At 69.4% G+C, this 26,462-nt stretch carries 31 protein-coding genes; 14 read left to right on the forward strand and 17 right to left on the reverse strand.

Annotation, left to right across the window (positions count from 1 at the left end; all coding sequences use genetic code 11):
- Window positions 1-157: 157 nt before the first annotated feature.
- The gene (gene ctaD, locus ACWEPG_RS17170; RefSeq protein WP_450114327.1) at window positions 158-1,891 is read right to left on the reverse strand and encodes an aa3-type cytochrome oxidase subunit I; all 1,734 of its coding nucleotides are present in this window, start codon (window positions 1,889-1,891) and stop codon (window positions 158-160) included.
- 307 nt (window positions 1,892-2,198) lie between these two features.
- On the opposite strand from ctaD, the gene ACWEPG_RS17175 reads away from it, so the two are divergent.
- The 4 genes from ACWEPG_RS17175 to ACWEPG_RS17190 all read left to right on the forward strand — a co-directional run bounded on the left by ACWEPG_RS17175 (window position 2,199) and on the right by ACWEPG_RS17190 (window position 5,453).
- A complete protein-coding gene (locus tag ACWEPG_RS17175) occupies window positions 2,199-2,927 on the forward strand; it encodes an amino acid ABC transporter ATP-binding protein (protein ID WP_452594919.1) in 729 nt (242 codons plus the stop codon).
- A gap of 52 nt (window positions 2,928-2,979) precedes the next feature.
- On the forward strand, window positions 2,980-3,813 hold the full coding sequence (locus ACWEPG_RS17180) for a glutamate ABC transporter substrate-binding protein (RefSeq protein ID WP_450114326.1): 834 nt from the start codon (window positions 2,980-2,982) through the stop codon (window positions 3,811-3,813).
- Window positions 3,814-3,882: 69 nt separating this feature from the next.
- Entirely contained in the window at window positions 3,883-4,563 is a 681-nt protein-coding gene (locus tag ACWEPG_RS17185) for an amino acid ABC transporter permease (RefSeq protein ID WP_452594843.1), read from the forward strand.
- Entirely contained in the window at window positions 4,560-5,453 is an 894-nt protein-coding gene (locus tag ACWEPG_RS17190) for an amino acid ABC transporter permease (protein ID WP_450114324.1), read from the forward strand. The genes ACWEPG_RS17185 and ACWEPG_RS17190 overlap by 4 nt, the downstream gene beginning before the upstream one ends.
- Window positions 5,454-5,484: 31 nt before the next feature.
- Here the strand turns inward: ACWEPG_RS17190 and recX are convergent, their stop codons facing one another.
- The 6 genes from recX to ACWEPG_RS17220 all read right to left on the reverse strand — a co-directional run bounded on the left by recX (window position 5,485) and on the right by ACWEPG_RS17220 (window position 10,985).
- Entirely contained in the window at window positions 5,485-6,102 is a 618-nt protein-coding gene (gene recX / locus ACWEPG_RS17195) for a recombination regulator RecX (RefSeq protein ID WP_450114323.1), read from the reverse strand.
- A 10-nt stretch (window positions 6,103-6,112) separates the two neighbouring features.
- On the reverse strand, window positions 6,113-7,156 hold the full coding sequence (recA, locus tag ACWEPG_RS17200) for a recombinase RecA (protein ID WP_450114322.1): 1,044 nt from the start codon (window positions 7,154-7,156) through the stop codon (window positions 6,113-6,115).
- Window positions 7,157-7,344: 188 nt separating this feature from the next.
- A complete protein-coding gene (locus ACWEPG_RS17205; protein WP_450114321.1) occupies window positions 7,345-7,539 on the reverse strand; it encodes a DUF3046 domain-containing protein in 195 nt (64 codons plus the stop codon).
- A 45-nt stretch (window positions 7,540-7,584) separates the two neighbouring features.
- Window positions 7,585-8,751, reverse strand: coding sequence for a glycosyltransferase (locus ACWEPG_RS17210; RefSeq protein ID WP_452594844.1), 1,167 nt, complete (start codon window positions 8,749-8,751; stop codon window positions 7,585-7,587).
- A 336-nt stretch (window positions 8,752-9,087) separates the two neighbouring features.
- Window positions 9,088-9,909, reverse strand: coding sequence for a CPBP family intramembrane glutamic endopeptidase (locus ACWEPG_RS17215; protein ID WP_450114319.1), 822 nt, complete (start codon window positions 9,907-9,909; stop codon window positions 9,088-9,090).
- A gap of 92 nt (window positions 9,910-10,001) precedes the next feature.
- Window positions 10,002-10,985 carry an LLM class F420-dependent oxidoreductase gene (locus ACWEPG_RS17220; protein WP_452594845.1) on the reverse strand — a complete coding sequence of 328 codons (984 nt, stop codon included), beginning with the start codon at window positions 10,983-10,985 and terminating at the stop codon, window positions 10,002-10,004.
- A 60-nt stretch (window positions 10,986-11,045) separates the two neighbouring features.
- Here ACWEPG_RS17220 and ACWEPG_RS17225 point away from each other — a divergent pair, with 60 nt between their 5' ends.
- Entirely contained in the window at window positions 11,046-11,351 is a 306-nt protein-coding gene (locus ACWEPG_RS17225; RefSeq protein WP_452594846.1) for a hypothetical protein, read from the forward strand.
- Window positions 11,348-11,860: a pyridoxamine 5'-phosphate oxidase family protein gene (locus ACWEPG_RS17230; protein ID WP_452594847.1), complete on the forward strand. Its 513-nt coding sequence runs from the start codon at window positions 11,348-11,350 to the stop codon at window positions 11,858-11,860. Before ACWEPG_RS17225 ends, ACWEPG_RS17230 begins: the two co-directional genes overlap by 4 nt.
- A 3-nt stretch (window positions 11,861-11,863) precedes the next feature.
- Here ACWEPG_RS17230 and ACWEPG_RS17235 read toward each other — a convergent pair whose 3' ends face one another.
- From ACWEPG_RS17235 to ACWEPG_RS17245, 3 genes are all read right to left on the reverse strand, one after another.
- The gene (locus tag ACWEPG_RS17235; RefSeq protein WP_452594848.1) at window positions 11,864-12,394 is read right to left on the reverse strand and encodes a DinB family protein; all 531 of its coding nucleotides are present in this window, start codon (window positions 12,392-12,394) and stop codon (window positions 11,864-11,866) included.
- Between the two features lie 132 nt (window positions 12,395-12,526).
- On the reverse strand, window positions 12,527-14,029 hold the full coding sequence (locus ACWEPG_RS17240) for a glycerol-3-phosphate dehydrogenase/oxidase (protein WP_452594849.1): 1,503 nt from the start codon (window positions 14,027-14,029) through the stop codon (window positions 12,527-12,529).
- Window positions 14,030-14,066: 37 nt separating this feature from the next.
- The gene (locus tag ACWEPG_RS17245; protein WP_450114313.1) at window positions 14,067-14,678 is read right to left on the reverse strand and encodes a TetR/AcrR family transcriptional regulator; all 612 of its coding nucleotides are present in this window, start codon (window positions 14,676-14,678) and stop codon (window positions 14,067-14,069) included.
- A 77-nt stretch (window positions 14,679-14,755) separates the two neighbouring features.
- Between ACWEPG_RS17245 and ACWEPG_RS17250 the strand changes: the two genes are divergently transcribed.
- Both ACWEPG_RS17250 and ACWEPG_RS17255 read left to right on the forward strand, forming a co-directional pair.
- Entirely contained in the window at window positions 14,756-16,336 is a 1,581-nt protein-coding gene (locus ACWEPG_RS17250; protein WP_452594920.1) for an FAD-binding oxidoreductase, read from the forward strand.
- Window positions 16,333-17,265, forward strand: coding sequence for a diacylglycerol kinase (locus tag ACWEPG_RS17255; protein ID WP_450114312.1), 933 nt, complete (start codon window positions 16,333-16,335; stop codon window positions 17,263-17,265). Before ACWEPG_RS17250 ends, ACWEPG_RS17255 begins: the two co-directional genes overlap by 4 nt.
- A gap of 19 nt (window positions 17,266-17,284) precedes the next feature.
- Here the strand turns inward: ACWEPG_RS17255 and ACWEPG_RS17260 are convergent, their stop codons facing one another.
- The gene (locus tag ACWEPG_RS17260) at window positions 17,285-18,007 is read right to left on the reverse strand and encodes a PIG-L deacetylase family protein (RefSeq protein WP_450114311.1); all 723 of its coding nucleotides are present in this window, start codon (window positions 18,005-18,007) and stop codon (window positions 17,285-17,287) included.
- A 5-nt stretch (window positions 18,008-18,012) separates the two neighbouring features.
- Window positions 18,013-19,170, reverse strand: coding sequence for an MFS transporter (locus ACWEPG_RS17265; protein ID WP_450114381.1), 1,158 nt, complete (start codon window positions 19,168-19,170; stop codon window positions 18,013-18,015).
- A gap of 144 nt (window positions 19,171-19,314) precedes the next feature.
- Between ACWEPG_RS17265 and ACWEPG_RS17270 the strand changes: the two genes are divergently transcribed.
- Entirely contained in the window at window positions 19,315-20,202 is an 888-nt protein-coding gene (locus ACWEPG_RS17270; protein ID WP_450114310.1) for a LysR family transcriptional regulator, read from the forward strand.
- Between the two features lie 19 nt (window positions 20,203-20,221).
- Here ACWEPG_RS17270 and ACWEPG_RS17275 read toward each other — a convergent pair whose 3' ends face one another.
- A complete protein-coding gene (locus ACWEPG_RS17275; RefSeq protein WP_452594850.1) occupies window positions 20,222-20,413 on the reverse strand; it encodes a hypothetical protein in 192 nt (63 codons plus the stop codon).
- A 221-nt stretch (window positions 20,414-20,634) separates the two neighbouring features.
- Here ACWEPG_RS17275 and ACWEPG_RS17280 point away from each other — a divergent pair, with 221 nt between their 5' ends.
- From ACWEPG_RS17280 to ACWEPG_RS17290, 3 genes are read left to right on the forward strand one after another with little or no spacing between them, the layout of a single operon-like run.
- Entirely contained in the window at window positions 20,635-21,231 is a 597-nt protein-coding gene (locus tag ACWEPG_RS17280; protein WP_450114380.1) for a biotin transporter BioY, read from the forward strand.
- 19 nt (window positions 21,232-21,250) lie between these two features.
- Window positions 21,251-21,931, forward strand: a complete 681-nt coding sequence (locus ACWEPG_RS17285) for an energy-coupling factor ABC transporter ATP-binding protein (RefSeq protein WP_452594851.1) — start codon at window positions 21,251-21,253, stop codon at window positions 21,929-21,931.
- Window positions 21,928-22,533 (forward strand): energy-coupling factor transporter transmembrane component T family protein, encoded by a 606-nt coding sequence (locus tag ACWEPG_RS17290; protein ID WP_452594852.1) that lies wholly within the window; start codon window positions 21,928-21,930, stop codon window positions 22,531-22,533. The genes ACWEPG_RS17285 and ACWEPG_RS17290 overlap by 4 nt, the downstream gene beginning before the upstream one ends.
- A gap of 150 nt (window positions 22,534-22,683) precedes the next feature.
- Here the strand turns inward: ACWEPG_RS17290 and ACWEPG_RS17295 are convergent, their stop codons facing one another.
- The 4 genes from ACWEPG_RS17295 to pgsA form a co-directional block, all read right to left on the reverse strand.
- Window positions 22,684-23,520, reverse strand: coding sequence for a PspA/IM30 family protein (locus ACWEPG_RS17295; RefSeq protein ID WP_450114306.1), 837 nt, complete (start codon window positions 23,518-23,520; stop codon window positions 22,684-22,686).
- 264 nt (window positions 23,521-23,784) lie between these two features.
- Complete coding sequence (locus tag ACWEPG_RS17300) at window positions 23,785-24,165, reverse strand: helix-turn-helix domain-containing protein (protein ID WP_450114305.1); 381 nt, start codon at window positions 24,163-24,165, stop codon at window positions 23,785-23,787.
- An 86-nt stretch (window positions 24,166-24,251) separates the two neighbouring features.
- Window positions 24,252-24,752, reverse strand: a complete 501-nt coding sequence (locus tag ACWEPG_RS17305; protein ID WP_450114304.1) for a CinA family protein — start codon at window positions 24,750-24,752, stop codon at window positions 24,252-24,254.
- Entirely contained in the window at window positions 24,749-25,357 is a 609-nt protein-coding gene (gene pgsA / locus ACWEPG_RS17310; protein ID WP_450114379.1) for a CDP-diacylglycerol--glycerol-3-phosphate 3-phosphatidyltransferase, read from the reverse strand. The genes ACWEPG_RS17305 and pgsA overlap by 4 nt, the downstream gene beginning before the upstream one ends.
- Window positions 25,358-25,516: 159 nt before the next feature.
- Here pgsA and ACWEPG_RS17315 point away from each other — a divergent pair, with 159 nt between their 5' ends.
- Window positions 25,517-26,041, forward strand: a complete 525-nt coding sequence (locus ACWEPG_RS17315; RefSeq protein ID WP_450114303.1) for an amino-acid N-acetyltransferase — start codon at window positions 25,517-25,519, stop codon at window positions 26,039-26,041.
- Window positions 26,042-26,090: 49 nt separating this feature from the next.
- Entirely contained in the window at window positions 26,091-26,378 is a 288-nt protein-coding gene (locus tag ACWEPG_RS17320) for a YciI family protein (RefSeq protein WP_452594853.1), read from the forward strand.
- Window positions 26,379-26,462: the final 84 nt, after the last annotated feature.

Consider the following 26,462-nt stretch of genomic DNA (forward strand, 5'->3'; position numbering starts at 1 on the left):
CACCGGACACCACCGCTCGACCGCCGCCACCGGACGCTCAGAGCGGATTCCACCATTTGGCGAATGCAACGTACAGGTTGGTCGGGAAGAACATCTCCCAGTCCAGTCCGTAGTACGGCAGGTCGGGCAGATTGCCTTGCATGGCGGGTCTCCTGTCTCAGTCGGCGGAGCCGGCGGCGACCTCGGCGACCGCGGTCGACCCGTGGGCGCGCCCGGCGTGGGCCTCGGCGCGCATCCGGTCGACCATGTGCGGGTAGTGCAGCTCGAACGCCGGTCGCTCGGAGCGGATCCGGGGCAGTTCGGTGAAGTTGTGCCGCGGCGGCGGGCAGGACGTGGCCCATTCGAGCGAGTTGCCGAAGCCCCACGGGTCGTCGACCGTGACGACCTCGCCGTAGCGGTAGCTCTTGAAGACGTTCCACAGGAACGGCAGCGTCGAGGCCCCGAGGATGAACGCGCCGATCGTGGAGACTTCGTTGAGTGTGGTGAACCCGTCGGAGGGCAGGTAGTCCGCGTAGCGACGCGGCATGCCCTCGGCGCCGAGCCAGTGCTGCACCAGGAAGGTGGTGTGGAAGCCGATGAACGTGAGCCAGAAGTGCCACCGGCCGAGCCGCTCGTCCAGCATCCGCCCGGTGATCTTCGGGAACCAGAAGTAGATGCCGGCGTAGGTGGCGAACACGATGGTGCCGAAGAGCACGTAGTGGAAGTGCGCGACCACGAAGTACGAGTCGGTCACGTGGAAGTCGAGCGGCGGGCTGGCGAGCACGACGCCCGACAGACCGCCGAAGAGGAAGGTCACGATGAAGCCGACCGAGAACAGCATCGGCGTCTCGAATGTCAGCTGGCCGCGCCACATGGTGCCGATCCAGTTGAAGAACTTCACGCCGGTCGGGATGGCGATCAGGAAGGTCATGAACGAGAAGAACGGCAGCAGCACCGCGCCGGTGGCGTACATGTGATGCGCCCACACCGCCATCGACAGGGCGGCGATCGACATCGTCGCGAACACCATCCCGCTGTATCCGAAGAGGGGCTTGCGGCTGAACACCGGGATCACCTCGGTGATGATGCCGAAGAAGGGCAGCGCGACGATGTACACCTCGGGATGACCGAAGAACCAGAACAGGTGCTGCCACAACATGTTTCCGCCGTTGGCGGGATCGAACACGTGCGCACCGAGGTGTCGGTCGGCGAACACTCCCATCAGTGCGGCCGTGAGGATCGGGAACGCGAGCAGCACCAGGATCATCGTGATGAGGATGTTCCAGGTGAAGATCGGCAACCGGAACATCGTCATCCCGGGGGCCCGCAGGCACACCACCGTGGTGATCATGTTCACGCCACCGAGGATCGTGCCGACACCGGCGACCGCCAGTCCCATGATCCACATGTCGGCGCCGACACCGGGCGCGTGCACGGCGTCGGTGAGCGGACTGTAGGCGGTCCAGCCGAAGTCGGCGGCGCCGCCGGGGGTGACGAAACCGGCCATCGCGATGAGGGCCCCGAACAGGTACAGCCAGTAGCTCAGCGCGTTCAGCCGCGGGAACGCGACGTCCGGCGCGCCGATCTGCAGCGGCAGGATGTAGTTGGCGAAGCCGAACACGATCGGCGTCGCGTACAGCAGCAGCATCACCGTTCCGTGCATCGTGAACAGCTGGTTGAACTGCTCGTTCGACAGGAACTGCATCCCCGGCACCGCGAGCTCCGCGCGCATCAGCAGGGCCATCAGACCGCCGGCGAGGAAGAACGCGAACGACGTGACCAGGTACAGCACCCCGAGCATCTTCGGGTCGGTCGTGGTGACCATCCGGTAGACGTACGAGCCCTTGGGCCCGAGCCGCGCCGGGAACGGCCGAGAAGCCTCGAGATTCGGCTTCGGGGACACCGCGGTCATGTCGGCCACCCCGATCCGCGGCCCTGGTGGATCTGGTCGATCTCGGCGTTCGCGTACGTCATGGAGCCCCCTCGGCAGGCTTTGTTCGTACTCGAACCAGTAAACACCCGTCGCAACGACTCGCGACGGGTTCCGTGAGGGATCGCAGGATCGGGCGTCGATTCGTTGCCTTGGTAAAAGTTCCATTACGCCGACCGGCCGAGTCGACACAAAGACTGGGGTTCGTCCTGCCCAGCACCTAGGGTCCATCACTATGACGAACGCGGGCGTATCGGGCGCGGGCGCGCCGACCGCCATCTCCCCGACGATGATCTCGATGACCGGGGTGCAGAAGCACTTCGGCGACCTGCACGTTCTCCGCGACATCAACCTCGACGTCCCCACCGGTCAGGTGGTGATCGTGGTCGGTCCGTCCGGGTCCGGGAAGTCGACGCTGTGCCGCACGATCAACCGGCTCGAACCCGTCGACGAGGGCACCATCGCCGTGGACGGCAGGGAACTGCCCGCGGAGGGCAGGGCGCTGGCCGCGTTGCGCGCCGACGTCGGGATGGTGTTCCAGTCGTTCAACCTGTTCGCGCACAAGACGATCCTGGAGAACGTCATGCTCGCCCCGGTGAAGGTGCGGAAGATGAGCAAGCCCGACGCCAGGGCCCGGGCCGTGGAGCTGCTCGACCGGGTCGGGATCGGCAACCAGGCCGACAAGTACCCCGCACAGCTGTCGGGCGGTCAGCAGCAGCGGGTGGCGATCGCCCGCGCGCTGGCGATGAACCCCAAGGTGATGCTGTTCGACGAGCCGACCTCCGCGCTCGATCCCGAAATGGTCAGCGAGGTCCTCGACGTGATGACCAACCTCGCAAAGGAGGGCATGACGATGCTCGTGGTCACCCACGAGATGGGATTCGCACGCAAGGCCGGCGACCGGGTGCTGTTCATGGCCGACGGCCAGATCGTCGAGGACACCGACCCGGACACCTTCTTCACCGCACCGAAATCGCCACGCGCCAAGGACTTCCTCGGAAAGATCCTCGGCCACTGACCACACTGACCATCGCCGAAATTCCGCTGCTCGACCCGAAGGAGAGGAACACATGAGGATCACCCGCGCGCTACGAGTCGGGGTCGGAGTGCTCGCCGTCGCCGTCGTCGCGACCGCCTGTGGCGGCGACGAGGAGAAGAGCGCCAGCCAGAGCGCCGAATCGGGAACGCTCACGGTCGGCATCAAGTTCGACCAGCCCGGTCTCGGGCTGCGCAACCCCGACGGCACGTTCAGCGGTTTCGACGTGGACGTCGCCACCTATGTGGCGGGCAAGCTCGGCGTCGAGCCGTCCGGGATCACCTTCAAGGAGTCCCCGTCCGCGCAGCGCGAGACGCTGATCCAGAACGGCGAGGTCGACTACGTGGTGGCGACCTACTCGATCACCGACGCCCGCAAGGAGAAGGTCGACTTCGCCGGCCCGTACCTGACCACCGGGCAGTCGCTGCTGGTGCGCTCCGACAACACCGACATCACCGGCCCCGAGTCGCTGAACGGCGGCAAGAAGCTGTGCTCGGTGACCGGCTCCACCCCGGCGCAGAAGGTCAAGGACACCTACGCCAACGAGGTGCAGCTGCAGGAGTTCGACACCTACTCCGCGTGCGTCGAGGCGCTGCGCAACGGTGCCGTGGACGCGGTGACCACCGACGCGATCATCCTGGCCGGCTACGCCGCCCAGTATCCCGGCCAGCTCAAGGTCGTCGGCGACCAGTTCACCACCGAGAACTACGGCGTCGGACTGGCCAAGGGTGACGACGAGACCCGCGCCAAGATCAACGACGCCATCGAGGCGATGATCGCCGACGGCTCCTGGCAGGCGGCGCTGGAGAAGAACGTCGGACCGTCCGGCTACCCGATCCCCGCGCCCCCCACCGTCAACCGCTACTGACCACCCGACGGCCGCGGACCCGGGCGAGATGCCCGGGCCGCGGCCGTCGCCGCCGCACCCGGGAGTGACGTGGACCTGCTCAGCAAGTACGGGGATCAGCTGATCTCCGCGTTCTGGACGACGATCGAACTGACCGCGCTGTCCGCGGTCGGCGCACTCGTCATCGGCACGGTGCTCGCCGCGATGCGGGTCTCCCCCGTCCCGGTGGCCCGCTGGCTCGGCGCGGCCTACGTGACCGTCTTCCGCAACACCCCGCTGACGCTGATCATCCTCTTCTGCTCGTTCGGCCTGTACCAGACGATGGGTGTGCGGCTGGCCCCGGAGAACTCCCCGACCTCGCTGGTGGACAACAACTTCCGACTCGCCGTCCTCGGACTGGCCGTGTACACGGCGGCCTTCGTGTGCGAGTCGCTCCGCGCAGGCATCAACACGGTGCACGTCGGCCAGGCCGAGGCGGGCCGGTCGCTGGGCCTGACGTTCGGGCAGAACCTGCGGTTGATCGTGCTGCCGCAGGCCTTCCGGACGGTGATCGCCCCGCTCGGCAGTGTCCTGATCGCGCTGACCAAGAACACCACGATCGCGTCGGTGATCGGAGTGGCGGAGGCGTCGCTGCTGATGAAGACCATGATCGAGAACGAGGCGGCGATCTTCGTGGTCGGCGGGATCTTCGCGCTTGGCTTCGTGATCCTGACCCTGCCCATGGGTCTGCTGTTCGGCTATCTCGGCAAGCGGATGGAGGTGGCACGGTGACCCGGGCGACAGCAACCCCTCAGGCGACCGTCCTCTACGACGCCCCAGGACCCCGCGCCCGCACGCTCCACCGGCTCGCCTCGGTGGCCGTGGCGGCGCTCCTCGTTGCCGTCGGCTATCTGGTGTACCGGGCGCTCGACGCCAAGGGCCAGTTGACGGCGGAGAAATGGAGTCCGTTCACCGAGACGACGTCCTGGACGACGTACCTCCTCCCGGGCATCCGCGGCACGCTCACCGCCGCCGCCATCTCGATCGTGCTCGCATTGATCCTCGGTGTGCTCCTCGGCGTCGGCCGACTGTCGGACCACCGGATCGTCCGGACGGCGTGCGGTTTCGTCGTCGAACTGTTCCGCGCCATCCCGGTGCTGATCCTGATGATCTTCGCCTACCAGGTGTTCGCCGACTACCAGGTGTTCAAGGCGAAGTACCTGGCGCTCGCCGCGGTGGTGACGGGTCTGACGCTCTACAACGGCTCGGTGATCGCCGAGATCGTGCGCGCCGGGATCACCTCCCTCCCGCGGGGGCAGACCGAGGCCGCGAAGGCTCTCGGGATGCGCAAGGGCCTGATCACACGCACGATTCTGCTGCCGCAGGCGATCACGACGATGCTGCCGGCGATCATCTCCCAGATGGTGGTGGCGCTGAAGGACTCCGCGCTCGGCTACCTGATCGGCTACGTCGAGGTCGTGCGATCCGGCCAGCAACTGGGCGCGTTCTACGGCAACTACCTGCCGTCGCTCCTGGTGGTCGCGGCGATCATGATCGTGCTCAACTCGGCCCTGTCCGCGCTCGCGACGTACGTCGAGAAGCGTCTGCGCAGCGGCAAGAAGGGCCGCCCGGCGGTCGCGCCACCGGTACCGCCCGCCGCACCGGGCATGGACATGGTGTGACGGCCGCGTCGACCCGGGCGACGCTCCGACCTCAGCGGTCGTCCAAACCCTCGGTGTCCGAGCCGGCCTGCGCGAGCTCGGTCTTCACCACGTCGAAGCACATGCCTTGCGGGTAGCCGCGACGCGCCAGCATCGACACCAGCCGGCGCACCAGACGGTCGCGTTCGCTGCTGCGTCCGCCCGGACCGTCCACCTCGAAGTCCAGGGAGGCGGTCCGCAGCTTCCGGCGCACCAGTTCGGCGGCGCGTTCGCGTTCGTCGTCGCCGTCGATCTGATCGAGAGCGACCGCCGCGACATCGGGGGCAACGCCCTTGGTGCGCAGTTCCATCGCCAGCGCACGCCTGCCCTTGCCGGAGTACGTGTGCCGTGAGTGCACCCACTGGGAGGCGAACGCGGCGTCGTCGACCAACCCGACCTCGGTGAGCCGGTCCAGGACCCGCACGATCACCTCGACGTCGAAACCCTTGTCCGTCAACTTCTTCGACAGTTCCGCACGACTGCGCGCGCGGTCCGTCAGGAGGCGCAGGCACAGATCCTTGGCCTGCGCCTCCTGCTCGGCCGGTGAGCGGGAGGCGACGTCGCCGGCCCGCCGTGAGTCGCCGTCACCGGTCCGCCTGCGGGACCTCCGCGGGCGGTCGTCCGGTTCCACGGTGGATCTCCTAGAAGTCGACGGGCGCGTCGTCGCCGCCCTCCGCGGTCACGTCGGCACCGATGCCCAGCTTCTCCTTGATCTTCTTCTCGATCTCGTCACGGATGTCGGTGTTCTCCAGCAGGAACTTCCGGGCATTCTCCTTGCCCTGCCCGAGCTGGTCGCCCTCGTAGGTGAACCAGGAGCCCGACTTGCGAATGAAGCCGTGCTCGACGCCCATGTCGATCAGCGACCCCTCCTTGGAGATGCCCTGACCGTAGAGGATGTCGAACTCGGCCTGCTTGAACGGCGGCGACACCTTGTTCTTGACGACCTTGACGCGGGTGCGGTTACCGACCGCGTCGCCGCCGTCCTTGAGGGTTTCGATGCGGCGCACGTCCAGGCGCACCGAGGAGTAGAACTTGAGCGCCTTACCACCGGTGGTGGTCTCCGGGGAGCCGAACATCACGCCGATCTTCTCGCGCAGCTGGTTGATGAAGATCGCGGTGGTGCCCGAGTTGTTCAGCGCACCGGTCATCTTGCGCAGCGCCTGGCTCATCAGGCGGGCCTGCAGACCGACGTGGCTGTCACCCATCTCGCCCTCGATCTCGGCGCGCGGCACCAGCGCGGCCACCGAGTCGACGACGATGATGTCGAGTGCGCCGGAGCGGATCAGCATGTCCGCGATCTCGAGGGCCTGCTCACCGGTGTCCGGCTGCGAGACCAGCAGCGCGTCGGTGTCGACACCGAGCTTGCGGGCGTACTCCGGATCGAGTGCGTGCTCGGCGTCGATGAACGCGGCAATGCCGCCGGCGGCCTGCGCGTTGGCGACCGCGTGCAGTGCGACGGTCGTCTTACCCGAGGACTCCGGGCCGTAGATCTCGACGACGCGACCGCGGGGCAGACCACCGATGCCGAGTGCGACGTCGAGGGCGATGGAACCGGTGGGGATCACCGAGATGGGCTGGCGAGCCTCCTCGCCGAGACGCATCACCGAACCCTTGCCGAAGTTCTTGTCGATCTGCGCCAGTGCGAGCTCGAGCGCCTTGTCGCGATCGTGTGCCTGCGGTGCCATCGGTTCTCCTTAGTCAACGACTGGTGTTCGGTCAGCACTCGTGATCCGAGCGGTTCTTCTTGATGCCGTCACCGTAGACGGGGGCACCGACAAACTTTGCCGACGCGACCTGACGAGCACCCCCCAAGCATAGGCGAACACCTGTTCGAGTCAACGGGCCGGGCGGCGTGTCGGCCGCGTCCGGGCTCCTACCAGCGATTGCGGGGCACGTCGAACTCGGCGCACAGCGCGCGCCACACCTCCCGCGGCTCGCGACCGTCCTCGATCGCCTGGGCCGCGGTCTTTCCGCCCAGGCTGAGCAGCACGTGGTCCACCAGCAGGGATTCGCCGTAGAGACGGCCGAACTCGCCGTGCACCAGTTCGTTGAACTCGGTCAGTCGCACGACTTCACGGTAGCCGACGGCCGCGAACCCTCGGGGCCGAGACCGTCAGGGCAGCGACAGCCCCGCCTCGGCCGCCGCCCGGCACACCGCCACCGGATCCTCGACGTCGCCGGCGGTCCGCGCGGCCTCCCGCGCCGCCTCCCCGAACGACGGCTCGTCGAGCATCCGCAGCACCGCCTCCCGAAGCGCGTCGGCGGTCAGCGGGCGCACCACCAGGGCACTGCCCTGCCGGGCCGCCCGGTTCGCCAGCTCCCACTGGTCACCGCCGCCCGGCACGGTCACCGCGGGAACCCCGGCCAGGAGCGTCTTCGCCAGCATGCCGTGGCCGCCGCCGCACACCACCACCGACGAATCGGCGAGCAGCGCGTCCTGCCTTCCGAGGCCCGCCCGCGCCCAGGACGGCAGGTCGGCAGGTGGGGCGTCGAGCATCGACGCCACCACCCGCACCCCGGTCCCGTCGAGCGCGGTCAGCGCGGTTTCGAGCATGCCCTCGGCACCCGTGTGCGCGGTCGACGGCGCGATCGTCACCAGCGGGCCGTCCCCGGGCGGCAGCCCGAGGAGATCGGTCGTCGGCTCCCACAACAGGGGGCCGACGACGTGCGCGTGTTCGGGCCAGTCCGGCCGCGGCACCTCCAGCGCGGGCACGGTCGCGATCAGCCGGGCCACCGGGCCCGGATCCTGCGCGGGCAACCCGACCCCGACGCGCGCCTCGGACCGCTGGCGCAGACCCTGTTTGATGGACCGGGCGGTGGCCGCCCGCATCAGGGCATCGCGTGCGCGTCCGCGCAGGCCCTCCCCCGGCGCGAGGCCGCTGCCGATCGGCGGCAGTCCCTTCGACGGGAGGTACAGCGGATGCGGGGACAACTCCACCCAGGGCACGTCGAGTCGCTCGGCGGCCATGCCGCCACCGGCGGTGAGGATGTCCGAGACCACCAGTTCCGGCAGCATCGCGCTCAGGTCCGGCAGGATCTCGGTGGAGATGTATGCCGCCCGGGAATGGATCCGCGCGCCTGCGTCGAGGTCGTCGTCCTCGGGCCGCGGCGCCAGCCCCTTGAGCTTGCGCACCGAGATCCCGGCCCCCCGCGCCGCATCGAGCCATCGATCTCCGGTGAACAGCACCGGATCATCCCCCGCGGCAATCAGTTTCAGACACAGAGCGATGGCGGGAATGGCATGACCGGGATCAGGTCCGGCGACGACTGCGACGCGCATCCGACCAGGGTGCCACAGTGCCGGTCCGGCGGAGCCGATCCGGCGTGACCTGTCGCTCGGTGGCGCGCGGCCGGTCGCCCCCGAAGGCCACACCGACGTCCTGCGGATTCTCGACGAACGCCGGGTCGGCCTGGCCAAACAGAACCGCCGACTCGTCAACCAGCTCCACGACCTACTGCGGGAGCTGTTCCCCGGCGGGATGGAACGCGACTTCCACACCGCCCCAGCGGTGTGAACTCTTCCTCGCCCGGTGCCGCAGACCTACCGCGGTGGCTGATTCGGCGACGTGCCTACCCGGCGCGACTGTGGACGCACTCCGCGCCGGGCCGGGCGTCACTAGGTGAGGGACGCGACCGCGTTGTCGCCGGCGCGGTCGGCCGGCTCGATGCTCCGCCTCTTGACGAGGAGAATGATCGCGAGGATCGGGTAGGCCAGCAGAGGCGCGAATGTTCCGAGGTACGCCTGCTGGTCCAGCAGGATGGCCGCCCCGGTGAGCAGCGAGAAGTCGAAGAGTCCGTGCATGACGGAGTTGAGTGCGTTGCTGCCCGAGACACGGCGCGTGAGGTAGAAGAAGTATCCCGCGAGGCTGACGATGACCGCCTGGGCGATCGCGCCTGCGCCGCCGCCGGTGAAGGCGTTCGACAGGTGCACCACGCCGAAGATGAGGCTGGACCACAGGGCGACCTGCCCTTCGCGAAGGCCGTGTTGGCGCAGCACCGTCACACCGATGCCGCGGAACATGCCCTCTTCGCCCCAGCCGACGAACTGCGTGGCGATGAGCAGGCAGACGATGAACAGCCAGCCCTTTTCCGAGAGTGCGCTGTAGTTGACACCCAGCAGGATCGCGCCGAGAAGGATGGCCGGCACGACCCAAACCCATCGGTTGACCGGGCGGTCGTCCTTCATCACGGGCCGCCACCACCCGAGCGCGGCAATGACTCCGTAGGTGAAGATCACGGAGAGTCCCAGTGGGATCAGCATGGTGAAGGCCACCCCTCGGGTGGTCAGGATGTCGTCCTCGTCGGCCCAGTTGCCGATCAGCGTCCCGCTGATCTTGATGATTACGAGGTAGGCGATGACGATCACAGCGAAGGCCAGGTACGAGAGGTGGCGGCCCGCGATCCCTGGCGGCGCGGCCTCGTGCTTCGATGTAGTCATTGCGCAAGACTAAGCAGGTAATTTGCTCAATTGCGTGATTGAAACGCAGTGTGTGTGGCCACCTTCCGCCCACCGTGTGGTCGGGAGATCACTCAGCCGGCCACCAGCGGTCCGAGGGTACGGCCGGCCAACTCCACGATCCCCGGTTCGGCCCCGTTGAGAACGAGATTGATCACGACCCCGTCGACCCCACGGTCCAGGACCCGGGTCTGGATCTGCTCGGCCACCTCGTCCGGGTCGCCGACGAACTGCCGGTCGGTGGCGGCGGCGCGCGCCGCGTCGTCCAGGGTGTCGAGGTCGACTCCGCGGGAGAGCAGGAACTCGCGCTGCAGCTGCCGGGCGCGGTCGCCGCTCTCGTCGACGATGACGGACGCGAGGTAGCTGGTCTCGAGGGTGGAGCGGTCCCGGCCGGCCTCCTCGCACCGCTGCGCGAGGGCGTCGAGCTTGCGTGGCAGTTCCGTGGTGTTGCAGATGATGTTCAGGTGATCGGCGTACCGGGCCGCGTATCCGAACGTCCTGCGTTCGCCGCCACCACCGAGGAGTACCGGCAGGTCGTTGCGGATCCGGGGCTCGTTGATCGCGCTCTCGGTGCGGTACCAGGCGCCCTCGACGGTGGGACGCTGCCCGCGCAGCATCGGCACGATGATCTCGAGCGCTTCACCGAGCCGGTCCATGCGCTCGGCGACGGTGCCGAACTCGTAGCCGAACTGGCGGTGCTCCAGCTCGAACCACCCGGCACCGATCCCGAGCACCGCGCGACCCCCGCTCACCACGTCCAGGGTGGTGACGGTCTTGGCGAGCATCGGCGGGTTCCGGTAGGTGTTGCCGGTGACCAGCGCCGACAGCTTGATGTCGGTGGTGGCCATCGCCAGCCCCGACAGCGCCGTGTACGCCTCGAGCATCGGCTCGTCGGGCTCGCCGATCCCGGGCAGTTGGTAGAAGTGGTCCATCACGAACGCGGTGTCGAAGCCCGCCGCCTCGGCCTCGCGGGCCTGTGCGACGACGGTCGGGAACAGTTCCCGGACCGGGGTTCCATAGCTGAAGTTGGGCATCTGGTATCCGAGCCGAATGCTCATGGCGCCCAACGCTACGCCGCGCAGCCGCCTCGCGGGCACCGATCGGGCGAGCGGCCGAAGGTGGCAACAACCTTCACCCCAGGGTCACTGGCGGCGGACCCGGGCGGGACCGATCCTGGGGTCGACGACTTCCCGGCACGAATGTCGCAGCACGAATTTGCAGCACGAATTTTGCAGCACGAATTTCTCGGGGATCCGAAGTGGACAACGATGACCGGTACCGATCGAGGCTCGAACGGAGAGGTCGGCCTCGACGCCGCGTGTGGCACCCGCGGCGAGACGGCAATGCAGGACGAGCTGGGGACCTCCTTCCGCGCCGAACGCTTCTATTCGCGCCAGATGTGCAGCCGCCTGAACCCGCGATGATCGAGTTCGTCCGGCGGATGGATCTGCTGTTCATCGGGACCGCGTCGGCCGACGGGTCGTGTGACGTGTCGATGCGGGCCGGACCGCCGGGATTCGTCCGGGTCTTCTCCCCCGACCTGATCGGCTATCCCGAGTATCAGGGCAACGGGGTGATGGCGAGCCTGGGCAACATCGTCGAGAACCCGCACATCGGCCTGTTCATGGCGGACTTCGTCACCGACCTGATCGGCCTGCACGTCAACGGCACCGCCCTCGTCCCCGACGACCAGGTGCGCCTCGCGCACCCGGACCTCCCGCCGGAACAGGTGCGCGGGCGTCGCGCCGAGCGCTGGGTCCTCGTTCACGTCGAGGAGGCGTACATCCACTGCCGCAAGCACATACCGAAGATGATCCCGGCCGACCGCGCCCGCGATTGGGGCACCCACAACCCGGAACACCGCACCCACAACCCCGAGCGCAGCGGCGGCGACTACTTCGGTGTCGCCGCCGAGCGCGGGCGGCCTCGATGACCCCTAGAACTCCATCCCGGCGTCGGCACCCATCTGCATAGTGGTGTTCGCGCCGTCGAGACTCTCGCGGATGATGTCGGCATGCCCGGCGTGCTGCGCGGTCTCCCGCAGGATGTGCATCAGGATCTTCCGCCCGCTCCACCACTCCCGTTCGGGTGACCACGGCGCGGTCGGCAGGGGCACAGGCAGGTCCAAGTCGACGTCCCGGATGGCGGCCTCGGTCTCCCGGGCGGCGACCCCGTAGTCGGCGAGCAAGGTTTCGAGCGTCTCGTCGGGGCCGACGGTCCACGACTGCATCCCCGCCGCCATGTCGAACTCGGCGGTCTCGTCCCGCGAGGTCATCGTGTGGACCCAGCCCCGCTCGGTTCCGGTGACGTGCTTGAGAAGCGCAATGAGCGTCAGTTCACTTGCCGTCGACCGGGTACGCGCACCGGCGTCGTCGAGGCCACGAAAGGTGATCAGGAACGTGCGGCGCTGCTCGGTGAGCAGGTCGAGGATGTCGGACTTCGCGGCGTTCTGGGAATCGGTGGTCATGGCGGTCGCTCTCCCGGGAGGTCGGTGCAGCCTTGTCGAACCGGACCCGCCCCACGCTACGTCGGGCCCCCGACAGATACCGGGTCGGCAGGGCTCCGAGTTCGCAGGACTCCGGGCCTGCCGGGCACCGGCTCAGCCGAGCGCTTCGCTCGCCGCGTCGAGGGCGCGTGCCCGGTCGGCCGGAACGAGACCGATGCGGGTACGGCGGTCTAGCAGATCGCCGACGTCGAGGGCGCCCTCGTGCCCGACGGCGAAGGCGAGTTCCGCGCGGGTGACGTCGAGGCCGTCCGCGACCGGTGTGAGGTCACCGGCCTCTGCGACGGCCGCCGACTCGGCGCCGTACCGGGCGACCAGCGAGGCCGGCAGTCCCGTCGGGGCAGGTCCGGCCCCGACGACCGGAAGGTTCGTCGTCACACAGGACCCGGCCGCGAGGCCACCCGCCCGGATCGCGGCGTCGACGGCATCCTGCGCCATCTTCCGGTAGGTGGTCAGCTTGCCGCCCACGACGCTCACGACGCCGTTGCCCGACGTCAGGACTGCGTGATTGCGGGACAGGTCGGCGGTGGCGCCGTCGCCGGTGTCGAGCAGCGGACGCAGGCCCGCGTAGCTCGCGAGCACGTCGGCGCGGGTCAGCTCGCCACCGAGCGCGGTGTTGACGGTTGTCAACAGGAAGTCAATCTCGACGTCGGTGGCGACCGGCACGTCGGGAATCTCCCCCGGCGCCGCCTCGTCGGTCAACCCGAGGTACACCCGCCCGAGCTGCGCGGGCAGGGCGAACACGAAGCGGTTGGTCTCGCCCGGGATCGGCACGGTCAGCGCCGCCGTCGGGTTGCCGAGCCGCTCGGCCGACAGCACCAGGTGGGTGCCGCGGCTGGGCTTGAGCGTGATGTCGGGGTCGACCTGCCCGGCCCACACCCCGGCGGCGTTGACCACGGCCCGTGCCCGGACGGTGAGTTCCTCCCCGGTCAGTTCGTCGCGCAGGCGCGCGGAATCGCCGGTGACGTCATGCGCGGCGACCCGGGTCAGGATCTTCGCGCCGTGACCGGCGGCGGTACGGGCGATCGCGACAACCAGACGGGCATCGTCGACCAACTGGCCGTCGTAGGCGAGCAGTCCCCCGCGCAACCCCTCGCGGCGAACCGCAGGCGCCAGCGCGATCGCGGCGGCGGCGCCGATGCGACGCGACCGCGGCAGCACCGAGGCCGGGGTGCGCGCCGTCGCGCGCAATGCGTCACCGGCGAGGAAACCGGTACGCACCAACGCCTTCTCGAACCGGCCGACGGACGGCAGCAGCGGCACCAGCTGCGGCAACGCCCGGATCAGGTGTGGCGCCGTGCGGGTCATCAGGATGCCGCGTTCGACGGCACTCTCCCGCGCGATACCGACATTGCCGGTCGCCAGGTAGCGCAGCCCGCCGTGCGCGAGTTTCGAACTCCACCGGCTGGTGCCGAAGGCGAGGTCGCGGCGTTCGACGAGGACGGTCCGCAACCCTCGGGACGCGGCGTCGAGCGCGACCCCGACCCCGGTGACGCCGCCACCGATCACCAGGACGTCGATCGGGTCGCCGTCCCCGAGTCCGGCGAGCTCCCGGGTGCGGCGGGTGGCATTGAGTGCGGTCGGCGCATGAGCGTGCAAGTTGGGCTCCTTGTTCCGGGTCCCGGAGTTCCGGGTCTCAGACGGGCGGTGGGGTCAGATAGGAATCGACGGCGGTGGAAAGCTCCGCGATCAGCATCTCGGGCGCCAGCAGTTCGGCGACCATGCCTGCGGACTGAACGGCGGACTGCGTCATCAGCAGCACCATGGTGGCGATGACGGACGGATCGCCCGCGCGGATCGAACCGTCCACCTGACCGGCCGCGACGACCGGGACGAGGTGGTCGATGATGGCGCGCTGGCTGGCGCCGAGCCGGTCGACGATGTAGGGAATCAGCAGTTCGGGGTCGGACCGCAGGATCTTCACGAACAGCGGGTGGGTGCGCACGGTCTCGGCCGCCACCGCCACTGCGCGCACCAACTGCTCGCGTACCGGTCCGTCCTGCGGGATCAGCGGGATCGCCGACCCGATCTCGCGCGTCAGCAGGTCCCCGACCACCGCGCGGGTGTCCGGCCATCGCCGGTAGACGGTCGGGCGGCTGACGCCGGCGCGCCGGGCGATCTCCGCGAGTGTCGTGCGACGCAGGCCGAACTCGAGCACGCAGGTCCGTGCCGCGTCGAGGATCTGGTCGTCGACGCTGCGTGGCTGTTCGAGCTCCACTGTCTCGATTTCTTCGTTACGGATAGACATCGTGTGTAACACTGTAACGCATGACCGACTTCACAGCGCCCGAATCTCTCGAGCGTCCGGCGACCGAGGCACCGACGATGGAGTGGGACGCCTGGGGACTCGACGCATTCCGCAAGCAACTCTCCCCTCAGGTCCTGTCCCTGCTCGGCACCGCACTTGGGGTCGGTGCGCAGCAGTCCGCTCCCCCCACCGAATCCGAGGTCACCCTGCGACCGAGCACGCTGACCGACGCGCACCGGGCCGCGCTCGACGAACTCGTGGGCGCGGATCACGTCCGCACCGACGAGGGCGCCCGCCTCCGGCACGCCGGCGGCAAGTCCACCCCGGACCTGCTGCGCCGCAAGGACACCCACGCACAGGATGCCCCCGACGCGGTGGTGCTCCCCGGGTCCCACGAGCAGGTGGTCGACCTGCTGCAGTGGTGCACGGAAAACGCGGTCGCGGTGGTCCCGTTCGGCGGTGGCACGAGCGTCGTCGGCGGCGTCGATCCGGTACGAGGACGATTCGGCACGGTCCTCGCCCTCGACCTACGCCGTCTGAACGCCCTCGTCGACCTCGATCCGGTGTCCGGGATCGCGGTTCTGCAGGCCGGACTGACCGGACCGCAGGCGGAGGAACTGCTCGGCGCGCACGGATTCTCACTCGGCCACTTCCCGCAGAGCTACCAGTTCGCCACCATCGGCGGCTTCGCGGCCACCCGATCGTCGGGGCAGGCGTCCGCCGGATACGGCCGCTTCGACGACATGGTCCAGCGCATGCGCGTCGCCACCCCGACCGGCACACTCGACCTCGGCCGCGGTCCCGCCTCCGCCGCCGGACCCGACCTGCGCGAACTGTTCGTCGGCTCCGAGGGCACCTTCGGCGTCATCACCGACGTCACGGTCCGGGTTCATCCCACGCCCGCGACCACCTCGTACCGGGCCTGGTCGTTCCCCGATTTCGAGACCGGGGCGAACGCGCTGCGCGCCGTCATCCAGACCGGCGCCGCCCCCACCGTGATGCGCCTGTCCGACGAGGCCGAGACCGGCATCAACCTGGCCCTGGCCGGGGACATCGGCGGCGAGAGCCCGACCGCGGGATGCCTGGCGATCACCACGTTCGAGGGCACCGAGGCGCACGTGCGGGCACGCTCCGAGGAGGCGGGCGCGCTGCTGGCCGCGGCCGGCGGCACCGACCTCGGCGACGGCCCGGCCCGCGCGTGGGAGCACGGCCGCTTCGACGCGCCGTACCAGCGCGACGCCCTGCTGAACGCCGGCGCGATCGTCGAGACCCTCGAGACCGCGACCCACTGGTCCAACCTGACGCACCTGCGGACGGCGGTCACCGCCGCGCTCACCGAATCCCTTGCCGCGCAGGGCACCCCACCGCTGGTGATGTGCCACATCTCGCACACCTACGCCACCGGCGCCTCGCTGTACTTCACGATCGTGTGCGCGCAGACGAGCGATCCGCTGCCCCAGTGGGAGGCGGCGAAACGGGCGGCCGGGGATGCGATCGTGTCCGCGGGCGGCACCATCACCCACCACCACGCCGTCGGGCGCGACCACCGGCCGTGGATGACCGACGAGATCGGCGAACTCGGCGCGAGCGTGCTGCGAGCGGTCAAGGACGCAATTGACCCCGCCGGGATCCTCAACCCTGGAAAGCTGATCCCATGAAATCGGTGACGGTGCTCACCAATCCGCACGCCGGCGGCGGGCACCCGCACGAGGTGACCGCTGCCGCGACGGCGCGCCTGCGCGAGCGCGGACTCGACGTCACCACGATCGAGGGTCGCACGCCCGAGGAGGCGCTCGCGTTGACGCGCGCCGCCGTCGCCTCCGGCACCGACGCCCTCGTCGCGGTGGGTGGGGACGGGCTGGTGAACATCGCCTGGCAGGCGCTGGCAGGCACCGAGGTCCCGCTGGGCATCGTGCCGGGCGGCACCGGCAACGACCACGCCCGGCTGTTCCGCGTGCCGATGGACGACCCGGCTGCGGCGGCGGACGTCGTGGTGGACGGCGAGGTCGCCGAGGTCGACCTGGGTCGGGCCCTCCTCGGTGACTCCGGCGTGCACTGGTTCGGCACGGTACTGTGCAGCGGCTTCGACTCGCTGGTGACCGAGCGGGCGAACCGGATGACGTGGCCCCGCGGCCCGATGCGCTACAACCTGGCGATGCTCGCCGAGCTGGCGAGCCTGCGGGCGATCGGGTACCGAATCGTCCTCGACGACCGCACCCTCGAGGTGGACGCGGCGATGGTGTCGGTCGGCAACGGCACCTCGTACGGCGGCGGAATGCTGATCGCGCCCGGCGCCAGCGTCACCGACGGTCTGTTCGACGTGGTCGTGGTGTCACCGGGCAGCCGGCTCAAGCTGGTGCGCCTGTTCCCCACCGTCTACAAGGGCACCCACGTGAACCTCGACGAGGTGCAGGTGTACCGCTCCCGGCGCGTCCGGCTGGAGGCTCACATCCCGGGTCGCTCCGCGGGCTCCGCTCCCACCGGGATCGTCGCGTACGCCGACGGGGAACGGATCGCGCCACTGCCCCTCGACATCGAGACGGTGCCGCGGGCCGGTCGAGCCATCGTGGGCGCGCCGATCGGCTGACATCCTGCGGGGCCGGCGGTCAGAACGAGTACAGCTCGAACCCGACCGCCCGCTCCGCGGGGAACCCGACCTTCGGGCCGGTCGCCATCTCGATCTGCGCCGCGGCCTGCTCGGCGACCGGGGTGTCGCTCAGTGCAGCGAGGTAGCGGGCGTGCTCGGACAGCGAGGCCACGGCCCGGTCGACCGTGTCCGTCACGTCGACGGCATGGGTGACGCCGACCATCACGTTGACCGCGACCCAGCGCACGCCTGTCCAGCGGGGCTCGGTCAGGTCGGGGAAGATCCACTCGTTGGCGGCATCGGACACCGCGTCGAGGGCGGCCTGCCCGACCGCCCGGTGGTCGGCGCTGTTTCGCATCCCCGGCGCCCACGTCTCGTGGTGGTTCAGCGTCACCACGAACTCGGGGCGGTGGCGCCGGATCGCCGCGGCCAGCGACCTGCGCAGCGCGAGACCGTACTCGAGGCGGCCGTCCGGATGCCCGAGGAACTCGACCTCGCTCACGCCGACCACGGCGGCCGATCGGCGTTCCTCCGCCTCGCGCAGCGGTGCGCACTCGGCCGGCGCGAGTCCCTCGATTCCCGCCTCGCCGCTGGTGGCGAGAACATAGCGAATGTCCTTGCCCTGCTTCGTCCACCGCGCGACGGCGGCCGCGCAGCCGTACTCGATGTCGTCGGGGTGCGCGACGATGACCACACCGCGCTGCCAGTCCTCGGGGATCGCTTCTGTGCCGGCCGGTTCCATGTCCTTCAGGATGCCTGTTCCGCCGCCGACTCGCGTGCCACGGCGCGCAGGTCCGCCACCCACACCAGCAGGCCGACGATCGCGAGGACCAGGCCGAGCAGGCACACCCCGGGCCAGCCAGCCGACGCCCACGCGAGCGATCCGAGCGCGGAGCCGGTGGCCGCGCCGATGAAGTACGTCGTCATGTAGACGGAGGTCACGCGGGCGCGGGCGTGCGGCGCGAGGGTGTAGATCACGCTCTGATTGCTCACGTGCACGCTCTGCAACGCCATGTCCGCGACGAGCATGGCGGCCAGAAATGCAGGCAGGCTGTGGCCGCCGAGCGCGAACAGCCCCCACGACGCACACAGCAGCACCGCCCCGGTCCCCGTGGTGGCCTGCACGAATCCGCGGTCGGCGAGGCGTCCGGCCGCATTCGCCATCAGAGCCCCGGCGACGCCGGCCAGGCCGACCAGTCCGATCGCGGCATCGTCGAAACCGAAGCTGTCCCCCGAGAGCAGGAACGCCATCGTCGCGAACACGACACCGACGGACGCGAACGCGACCCCGCCGAGCACGCTGCGGATCCGCAGGCGCGGCTCGTCCCGGATCAGTCGCCCCATCGAGACCAGAATCCCGCGGTAACCGAGGCCGAGATCCTCCCTGGAGGGAGGCAGCGCACGCCACAACGCGAGCGCGATCACCACCATCAGCACCGCCGACACCCGGTACACCGTCTGCCAGCCGCCGAGCCCGGACAGCAGCCCCGCGACGCTGCGAGCGAGGAGGATGCCGACGAGCAGACCGCTCATCACCGTGCCGACCGCGGTGGCGCGGCGCTCCGGCGCGGCGAGGGTGGCGGCGAACGGCACCAGCACCTGCGCGGCCACGGAGAAGAGCCCGGCGGCCGCGGTCCCGACCATCAGCCAGCCGATCGACGGCGCGAACCCGCTGACCGCCTGCCCGGCGGCCGCGAGCAGCATCAGGCCGACGCTGAGTGCGCGCCGGTCCAGCAGGTCGCCGAGCGGGACCAGGAACAGCAGGCCGATTCCGTAGGACACCTGCGCGACCGTGACGGTGACCGCCGCCGTCGACTGACTGACGCCCAGCGCATCCGCGATCGAGTCCAGCAGTGGCTGGTTGAAGTAGTTGCCGCCCGCACACAGGCCGGTCGCGACCGCCATGAGGAGCAACAGCGGCCGGGACAGTCCGGTCGAGACAGAGGTGGAGGTCGTGGTCACTCGCTCGATTCTTGGCCCGCACGAAGCATCTGTCTAACATCTGAATCAGATGCTGTTGATCGTGAAATGTGATGATAGAGTGATTCGGTGGAGTTCCGCCAGCTCAGATACGCGCTCGCCGTGGCCGAGGAACGACACTTCACCCGCGCCGCGCAACGCCTTCACGTGGCCCAGTCCGCACTCAGCCACCAGGTCGCTGCCCTCGAATCCGAACTCGGCGCCCGCCTGTTCGACCGCACCAGCCGCCGGGTGACGCTCACGCCCGCCGGCGAGGACTTCGTGCTGCACGCCCGCGAGGTTCTCGCCGCGACCGAACGGTTGCGGGCCGGAGTGGCGAGCACCACCGACACCGTCGCGGGCGTACTTCGGATCGGCACGATCTCCACACTGACCCAACTGGACCTGCCCGCGCTGGTCCGCGAGTACCGCGACCGCCATCCGGGCGTGTCCGTCCAACTCGTCCCCGCGATGAGCGAAGCAATCGCCGCCCAGGTCGATTCGGGCGACCTCGACCTCGGCTTCATCGGCCTCTGGCACACCCGCCCGCAGGCGGGCCTCGACGCGGTCGCACTCGGCACCGAGCGACTGACCGCCGTCGTCCCGGACGAGCACCCGTGGTCCGGACGAGCCCGGATCACCCTGCTCGACCTCGCCACCGAACCGAGCATCGACTTCCCCGCCGGGACCGGAGCCCGCAGGCAGAGCGACGACGCGTTCACCGCAGCGGGACTGCCACGCCGAGTGGTCGCCGAGGCCGGCTCTGCGGACCTCGTCGCAGAGCTGACCCGCGCCGGCGTCGGGATCGGGATACTGCCCGAGTCCTATGCCCGCGGTTCCGGGCTGCGACTGCTCCCCATCGCCGATGCCCCGATCCGCACGGTCCACCTGGTCACCAACCCGCGCCTGCTGACACCGATCGCACGAGCGTTCGTCGATCTCGCCTGCCTGCATCTGACCGACCCCGAATCCTCGTGACGGCCCGGTCCTCGCGACGTCAGATCCTCGTGACGTCGCTCGAGTCCTTGTCCGAGAACGCCTTGACCAACAGGTAGACACCGAACACGACCGCGCTGACCGCGAGGATCCAGAACAGTCCCTTCACGAGCACCCCGACCAGCGCCAGGGCAACCCACACCAGCGCCACCACGCCGACAATCTTCCAGAACACGTCGGTCCTCCGTTCCATCCGGCGGAACACCACGACTTGGTGGTCCGTTGCCATCCAGCCTGACACGTCGCGAGCTACATATCACCAGCTCAACGGCAAGATCAGGGAAAGATCAGGGTGATCCCCCATGCCCTGCCCACCTCCCGGCGGGGTGGAGGGCGACCACCGTGTGAGCGGCCTGACATAAGCTCGACCGGTCCCCGTCCTGCAAGGAGCTCTGCACCGTCGTGTCCTCCCGAATCTCCGGCGCCTCCCCGCTGACCGCGCGCGACCTCGCCCAGGTCGCCGTCTTCGCGGCGCTGATCATCGCGCTCGGCCTGCCCGGCACCATCACCATCGGCACCTCGGGGGTTCCGATCACCCTGCAGAGCCTCGGCGTGATGGCCGCCGGCGCACTGCTCGGGGCGCGCAAGGGCACGCTCGCCGTGCTCACGGTCATCGCGGTCGGCCTGGCCCTGCCGGTCCTCGCCGGCGGCCGGACCTCACTGACCGCGCTGGCCAGCCCGACCGCGGGCTTCCTGATCGGCTGGATCCCGACCGCGGCGGTCATCGGCTGGCTGACGGTCAAGGCGCTGCCGCGCTACAACGTGATTCTCGGGACGCTGATCAACCTGCTCGGTGGCATCGTTGTGCTGTACGCGTTCGGCATCGCCGGAATGCTGCTACGCACCGATCTCACCTTCTGGGCGGCACTGTCCGCGAACGCCACCTTCCTTCCGGGCGACGCGGTCAAGGCCGTTGTTGCGGCTGTGGTCGCGGCCCAGGTGCACCGCGCGTATCCCGCGCTGCTCACCGATCGGCGAGTGTCCACGGCACCCGCGGTCGACCCGGCCTGACCTCGCACCCACGCACCCGATGAGCGAGATCCGTTTCCAGTCAGTCGCGCACCACTACGGGGAGCGCGCGGTGCTCGCGGGCGTCGACCTGACCCTGACGGAATCCCGGATCGGGGTCGTCGGCGCCAACGGCAGCGGCAAGTCGACGCTCGCCCGGATGGTCAACGGGCTGGTCGTGCCCAGCGCCGGGAAGGTCACCGTCGACGGCCTGGACACCGCCAGGGACGGGCGCAGTGTGCGCCGCAAGGTCGGGTTCGTGTTCACCGACCCGGACCACCAGATCATCATGCCGACCGTGGCCGAGGACATCGCGTTCTCCCTCAAGAAGTCGGGACTGTCGGCCGCCGAACGCGAGTCCCGTGTCACCGAGGTGCTGGACCGGTTCGGCCTGGCCGGTCACGCCGACCACCCCACCCACCTGCTGTCCGGCGGTCAGAAGCAGCTCCTTGCGCTCGCGGCGATCATGGTCACCGACCCCGAGGTGATCGTCGCGGACGAACCGACGACCCTGCTGGACCTGCGCAACACCCGGCTGGTCGCCGAGACGTTCGCGGCACTGCCGCAGCAGCTGATCGCGGTGACCCATCACCTCGACCTGCTCCACGACTTCGACCGGGTGATCGTCGTCGACTCGGGTGGTGTCGCCGCCGACGGCTCCCCCGCCGAGGCGATCGGCTTCTACCGGCGGCTCGTCGGATGACGACGCTCGGCCTGTACCGGCCCGGCCACTCGGTTCTGCACCGGCTGCCGGCCGGGGCGAAACTGGCCGGGCTGATGCTGGTCCTCATCGCGCTCGCGGCGACCGTCCGGGCGCCGTGGCATCTCGTCCCGGCCGCGGCCGTCGTCGTCTCGGGGTACGCCATCGCCCGGATCCCGCCGCGCGTCGCGCTCGCCCAGCTGCGTCCGGTGCTCTGGATGCTCGCGTTCATCGCGGCATTCCAGGTGGTGTTCACCGGGTGGCGCCGGGCGCTCGTGGTGTGCGGGGTACTGCTGCTGTCGGTCGCGGTCGCGGCGCTCGTGTCGCTGACCACGCGAGTCCTGGACATGCTCGACGCCCTGCACCGGGTCCTGGGCCCGCTGCGCCGATTCGGCGTCAATCCCGACCGGGTCGGTCTCGTGCTGGCAATGACGATCCGCTGCATCCCCCTGCTCGCCGGCCTGGTGGCCGAGGTGACCGAGGCACGCCGGGCCCGAGGGCTCGGCTTCTCGCTGCGCGCGCTCGCGGTGCCCGTCGTGATCGGTGCGTTGCGGACCGCGGACGCGATGGGCGAAGCCCTCGCCGCCCGCGGCGTCGACGACTGACGCGACCCGACCCTGACCCCGACCCCGCGAGTACCGGCGGCGCGGGCAGGGACGGAGCCGGAGAGCGTCCCGTGCCGTCACCAGGTCCACGACACGCGAGAGCCCGCCCCGGAAGGTTCCGGGGCGGGCTCTCGCGGCGACGGTGAGTGGCTACTGCGCGGCCGGGCCTGCGGCATCCGGCTTGGCGGCAGGCGTCTTCGGCGCGACGGCAGGGGTCGCGGTGCCTGCAGCGGGGGTGGCGGCACCGCCGGCGGGCAGCGCGTCGCCCTTCATCGAGGCACGGATCTGCTCGAGGCGGCTGTGGCCGGCCATCTGGACGCTGGCCTGCTGAACCTCCATCATCCGGCCCTGAACGGAGTTCTGGGCCAGCTCGGCCGAGCCGAGGGCATCCGCGTAGCGACGTTCGATCTTGTCGCGCACGGCGTCCAGGCTCGGCGTGTTGCCGGGCGCGGACAGCGTGGCGTCCATGGACCGCAGCGAATCGCTGACCTTCTCCTGCATCTTCGCCTGCTCGAGCTGGCTGAGCAGCTTGGTGCGCTCGGCGACCTTGGCCTGCAGCGCCATCGCGTTCTGCTCGACGGCCTTCTTGGCCTGCGCAGCCGCCTGCAGCGACTGGTCGTGCAGCGCCTTGAGGTCCTCGACGGACTGCTCGGCGGTGACCAGCTGCGCGGCGAACGCTTCGGCCGCGTTGGTGTACTGGATGGCCTTCTCCGTGTCGCCCGCGGTCTGAGCCTGGTCGGCGAGGGTCACGGCCTGGCGAGCGTTGGCGTTGAGCTTCTCGACCTCGTCGAGCTGGCGGCTGAGCTTCATCTCCAGCTGACGCTGGTTGCCGATGACGGACGCGGCCTGCTGCGAGAGCGCCTGGTGCTGACGCTGCGCGTCCTCGATTGCCTGCTGAATCTGAACCTTCGGGTCCGCCTTCTCGTCGATCTTCGAGTTGAAGAGCGCCATCAGGTACTTCCAGGCCTTGACGAACGGGTTTGCCATTGGTTTGATCCTGCCTCCATCTGATGCCGCGTCATCCGCGACCCGGTGCGCGACCGTCGCCCACCGGACTAGCGCCACTGCCCTCACCTGGTGCTCGAGCGAGCCACCACGCGCGTGAATCCGGTGGCTCGATGTCGAATCTACAGCGATCCGCGGCCATCGCACGCCATCCGCGCCGTACCGGAACCGACAGACCGAAACCGGACGGATCGGACGACGTGCACGCCCTCCGCGGTCAGCCCACGGCCGACGCCGTTTCCTCGCTCAGGCCGCGGCCAAGGCCGTGGCCGACGGCGCCGGAATCACCATTCGGGTGTCCTCGTCGATGCGCGGGGCTGCAGACGGCACCGCCTCTCGAACCGCCGGGGACTGTTCCACCTCGGGCGAGGCGGTCCGTGTGCGATCCATCACGGCGTCCGACAGTGTCTCGCTCACTTCGTGGAGCACCTCTGCCAGCGGAACGTCGAGCGCGTCACAGATGGCCGCGAGCAGCTCGCTCGACGCCTCCTTGCGGCCCCGTTCCACCTCGGAGAGGTAACCCAGGCTGACCCGCGCCGAGCTTGACACCTCGCGCAGGGTGCGGCTCTGGGCCACCCTCGTGCGCCGAAGACTGTCCCCGAGCGCTTCTCGCAACAACACGGTCATCTGGCACCTCCTTCGTCTGCACCCGACGGTTGATACGACGAGTCCTGTTGATTCAACGTGTCGTCGTGTCGAGTTGGTTCCCGACCCTATCCCGCCGACCCCGAGCGCACGCGACCGAGGACGTCGGACAGGGCCTCGATCACCGCCCCGCGCCGGATATCCCAGCGATTTCCCGGCAACGTCAGTTGCCGAACCCGGACCCCGTCCGGGCCCGCGACGCCGACGAACACCGTCCCGACCGGCTTGCCGTCCTGCGGATCCGGTCCCGCCACCCCGGTCAGCCCCACACCCCAGTCGGCGCCGCACCGGGCCGCGGCACCCGTGGCCAGTTCGGCGGCCGTGCTCGCGGCGACGGGGCCGTCCGACGCGAGCGTCGCCGGGGACACGCCGGCCAGGTCCGCCTTGAGTTCGGTGGCATACACGATCAAGCCCCCACGCAGCACGACGCTGGCACCGGGTACCCCGGCGATGGTCGCGGCGAGCAGTCCGGCGGTGAGCGATTCGGCGGTGGCGACCGTCTGCCGTCGACCGGTCAGCTCCGCCACCAGTGCCGGGGCGTCGGTGCCCGTGGTCAGCGGATCGGTCACTGCGCGGGATGGTGCGAGTGCACCCCTGCGCGCAACCGAATCGACTGCACGACGTAGTCGAGTCCGGTGACGACGGTCAGGGCCACCGCCAATCCCATCACGACGGCCGCGGCGCTCGCCCAGGCACCGGACAGCGGGAGCAGGTACATCCCGATCGCCAGGGCCTGTACCAGAGTCTTGAGCTTGCCGCCTCGGCTGGCGGGGATCACACCGTGCCGCAGCACCGCGAATCGGAGAACGGTGATGCCGATCTCTCTCGCGGCGATGATCCCAGTTACCCACCAGCTCAGATCGCCGAGTATCGAAAGGCCGACGAGGGCCGCACCGATCAGCGCCTTGTCCGCGATCGGGTCGGCGAGCTTGCCGAAATCGGTCACCAGGCCGTACTTGCGGGCCAGCTGACCGTCGATCCGGTCGGTGATCGCCGCGACCGCGAACACGACCGTCGCCGCGATCCGCCACGCGGTCTCGTGCCCGTCGCCGACGAACAACACCACCAGAAACACCGGAACGAGCACGATACGCAGCACCGTCAGCACATTCGCGATGTTCAGCAGCGGCACCGGGCGACCGGCGACGGTCTCGGGGAGGTCAGTCGACGGCATCGAAGCGCCGTTCGACTCCCATTGCTGCGCGGTCATCTCCCCACCCCCCGAGGGTCGCGTCGAAGGCGCATGCCCGAGGCGTCATCGAGGCGGGCGGAGGCAAGGCGGGACGGCACATGGCTCAGAATATCGTTTCATGCCCCGACTACTGTGCACCCCATGACTTCAGGCCCCAGCAAATTCGTACCGGGCACGCCGGCGGTACGTCGCGCGCGCACTTCCGACATCCCGGACATCAAGCGCCTGATCGACGTCTACGCCGGCCGCATCCTGCTGGAGAAGAACCTCGTGACGCTGTACGAGGCGGTCCAGGAGTTCTGGGTCGCCGAGCTCGACGGTGAGATCGTGGGTTGCGGCGCGCTGCACGTGCTGTGGGCCGACCTGGGCGAGATCCGCACGGTGGCAGTGGATCCGAAGGTCAAGGGCCGCGGTGTCGGCCACCTGGTCGTCGCCCGTCTGGTCGAGATGGCGCGCGAACTGGAACTCGAGCGGGTCTTTGTCCTCACGTTCGAGGTCTCCTTCTTCGGCCGGCACGGGTTCGTCGAGATCGAGGGCACGCCCGTCACCGCCGAGGTGTACGCCGAGATGTGCCGGTCCTACGACACCGGTGTCGCCGAGTTCCTCGACCTGAGCTATGTCAAACCGAACACACTCGGCAACACCCGCATGTTGCTGACCCTCTGATTTCCTTCCCACCGCGCCGTTCACCGCCCCGAGAGAAAGCGAGCCCTTCGTGCCCGTCATCGCCGTCGAATACACCTACAGTGCTTCCACTGCCGCAGCGCGGGACGCACTCCGTCCCGATCATCGGGGCTGGCTGGCCGGTCTGGTGGAGTCGGGCACGGTCCTGAGCACCGGGCCCTACGCCGACGGTACCGGCGCGTTGATCCTCGTGTCCGCCGCCGACGTGGAAGCCGCCCGCACCCTGTTCGAGAACGACCCGTTCGGCCGGGCCGGTCTCGTCGAGGCCGCCCGGTTCACCGAGTGGACCCCCGTGATGGGCGCATTCACCGCCAGGTGACTCTTCGGTAGCAAAGTTGGAACGGTCCGCGTATTTCTCGACGCCGAAGCGTCTGACGGAATACTCTCAGCACACCCGCGTTCG

It is taken from the genome of Rhodococcus sp. NPDC004095, assembly GCF_053604015.1.

Bases quoted from the DNA above. Each gene is read 5' to 3' on its own strand.
- recA (WP_450114322.1), bottom strand. From the start codon at position 7,156: ATGGCACCGCAGGCACACGATCGCGACAAGGCGCTCGAGCTCGCACTG.
- ACWEPG_RS17215 (WP_450114319.1), bottom strand. From the start codon at position 9,909: ATGACTACATCGAAGCACGAGGCCGCGCCGCCAGGGATCGCGGGCCGC.
- ACWEPG_RS17235 (WP_452594848.1), bottom strand. From the start codon at position 12,394: ATGACCACCGATTCCCAGAACGCCGCGAAGTCCGACATCCTCGACCTG.
- ctaD (WP_450114327.1), bottom strand. From the start codon at position 1,891: ATGACCGCGGTGTCCCCGAAGCCGAATCTCGAGGCTTCTCGGCCGTTC.
- ACWEPG_RS17220 (WP_452594845.1), bottom strand. From the start codon at position 10,985: ATGAGCATTCGGCTCGGATACCAGATGCCCAACTTCAGCTATGGAACC.
- pgsA (WP_450114379.1), bottom strand. From the start codon at position 25,357: ATGCCGTCGACTGACCTCCCCGAGACCGTCGCCGGTCGCCCGGTGCCG.
- ACWEPG_RS17255 (WP_450114312.1), top strand. From the start codon at position 16,333: ATGAAATCGGTGACGGTGCTCACCAATCCGCACGCCGGCGGCGGGCAC.
- ACWEPG_RS17210 (WP_452594844.1), bottom strand. From the start codon at position 8,751: ATGCGCGTCGCAGTCGTCGCCGGACCTGATCCCGGTCATGCCATTCCC.
- ACWEPG_RS17250 (WP_452594920.1), top strand. From the start codon at position 14,756: ATGGAGTGGGACGCCTGGGGACTCGACGCATTCCGCAAGCAACTCTCC.
- ACWEPG_RS17260 (WP_450114311.1), bottom strand. From the start codon at position 18,007: ATGGAACCGGCCGGCACAGAAGCGATCCCCGAGGACTGGCAGCGCGGT.
- ACWEPG_RS17180 (WP_450114326.1), top strand. From the start codon at position 2,980: ATGAGGATCACCCGCGCGCTACGAGTCGGGGTCGGAGTGCTCGCCGTC.
- ACWEPG_RS17175 (WP_452594919.1), top strand. From the start codon at position 2,199: ATGATCTCGATGACCGGGGTGCAGAAGCACTTCGGCGACCTGCACGTT.
- ACWEPG_RS17275 (WP_452594850.1), bottom strand. From the start codon at position 20,413: ATGGAACGGAGGACCGACGTGTTCTGGAAGATTGTCGGCGTGGTGGCG.
- ACWEPG_RS17245 (WP_450114313.1), bottom strand. From the start codon at position 14,678: ATGTCTATCCGTAACGAAGAAATCGAGACAGTGGAGCTCGAACAGCCA.
- ACWEPG_RS17315 (WP_450114303.1), top strand. From the start codon at position 25,517: ATGACTTCAGGCCCCAGCAAATTCGTACCGGGCACGCCGGCGGTACGT.
- ACWEPG_RS17285 (WP_452594851.1), top strand. From the start codon at position 21,251: ATGAGCGAGATCCGTTTCCAGTCAGTCGCGCACCACTACGGGGAGCGC.
- ACWEPG_RS17300 (WP_450114305.1), bottom strand. From the start codon at position 24,165: ATGACCGTGTTGTTGCGAGAAGCGCTCGGGGACAGTCTTCGGCGCACG.
- ACWEPG_RS17230 (WP_452594847.1), top strand. From the start codon at position 11,348: ATGATCGAGTTCGTCCGGCGGATGGATCTGCTGTTCATCGGGACCGCG.
- ACWEPG_RS17295 (WP_450114306.1), bottom strand. From the start codon at position 23,520: ATGGCAAACCCGTTCGTCAAGGCCTGGAAGTACCTGATGGCGCTCTTC.
- ACWEPG_RS17290 (WP_452594852.1), top strand. From the start codon at position 21,928: ATGACGACGCTCGGCCTGTACCGGCCCGGCCACTCGGTTCTGCACCGG.
- ACWEPG_RS17265 (WP_450114381.1), bottom strand. From the start codon at position 19,170: ATGGCGGTCGCGACCGGCCTGTGTGCGGGCGGCAACTACTTCAACCAG.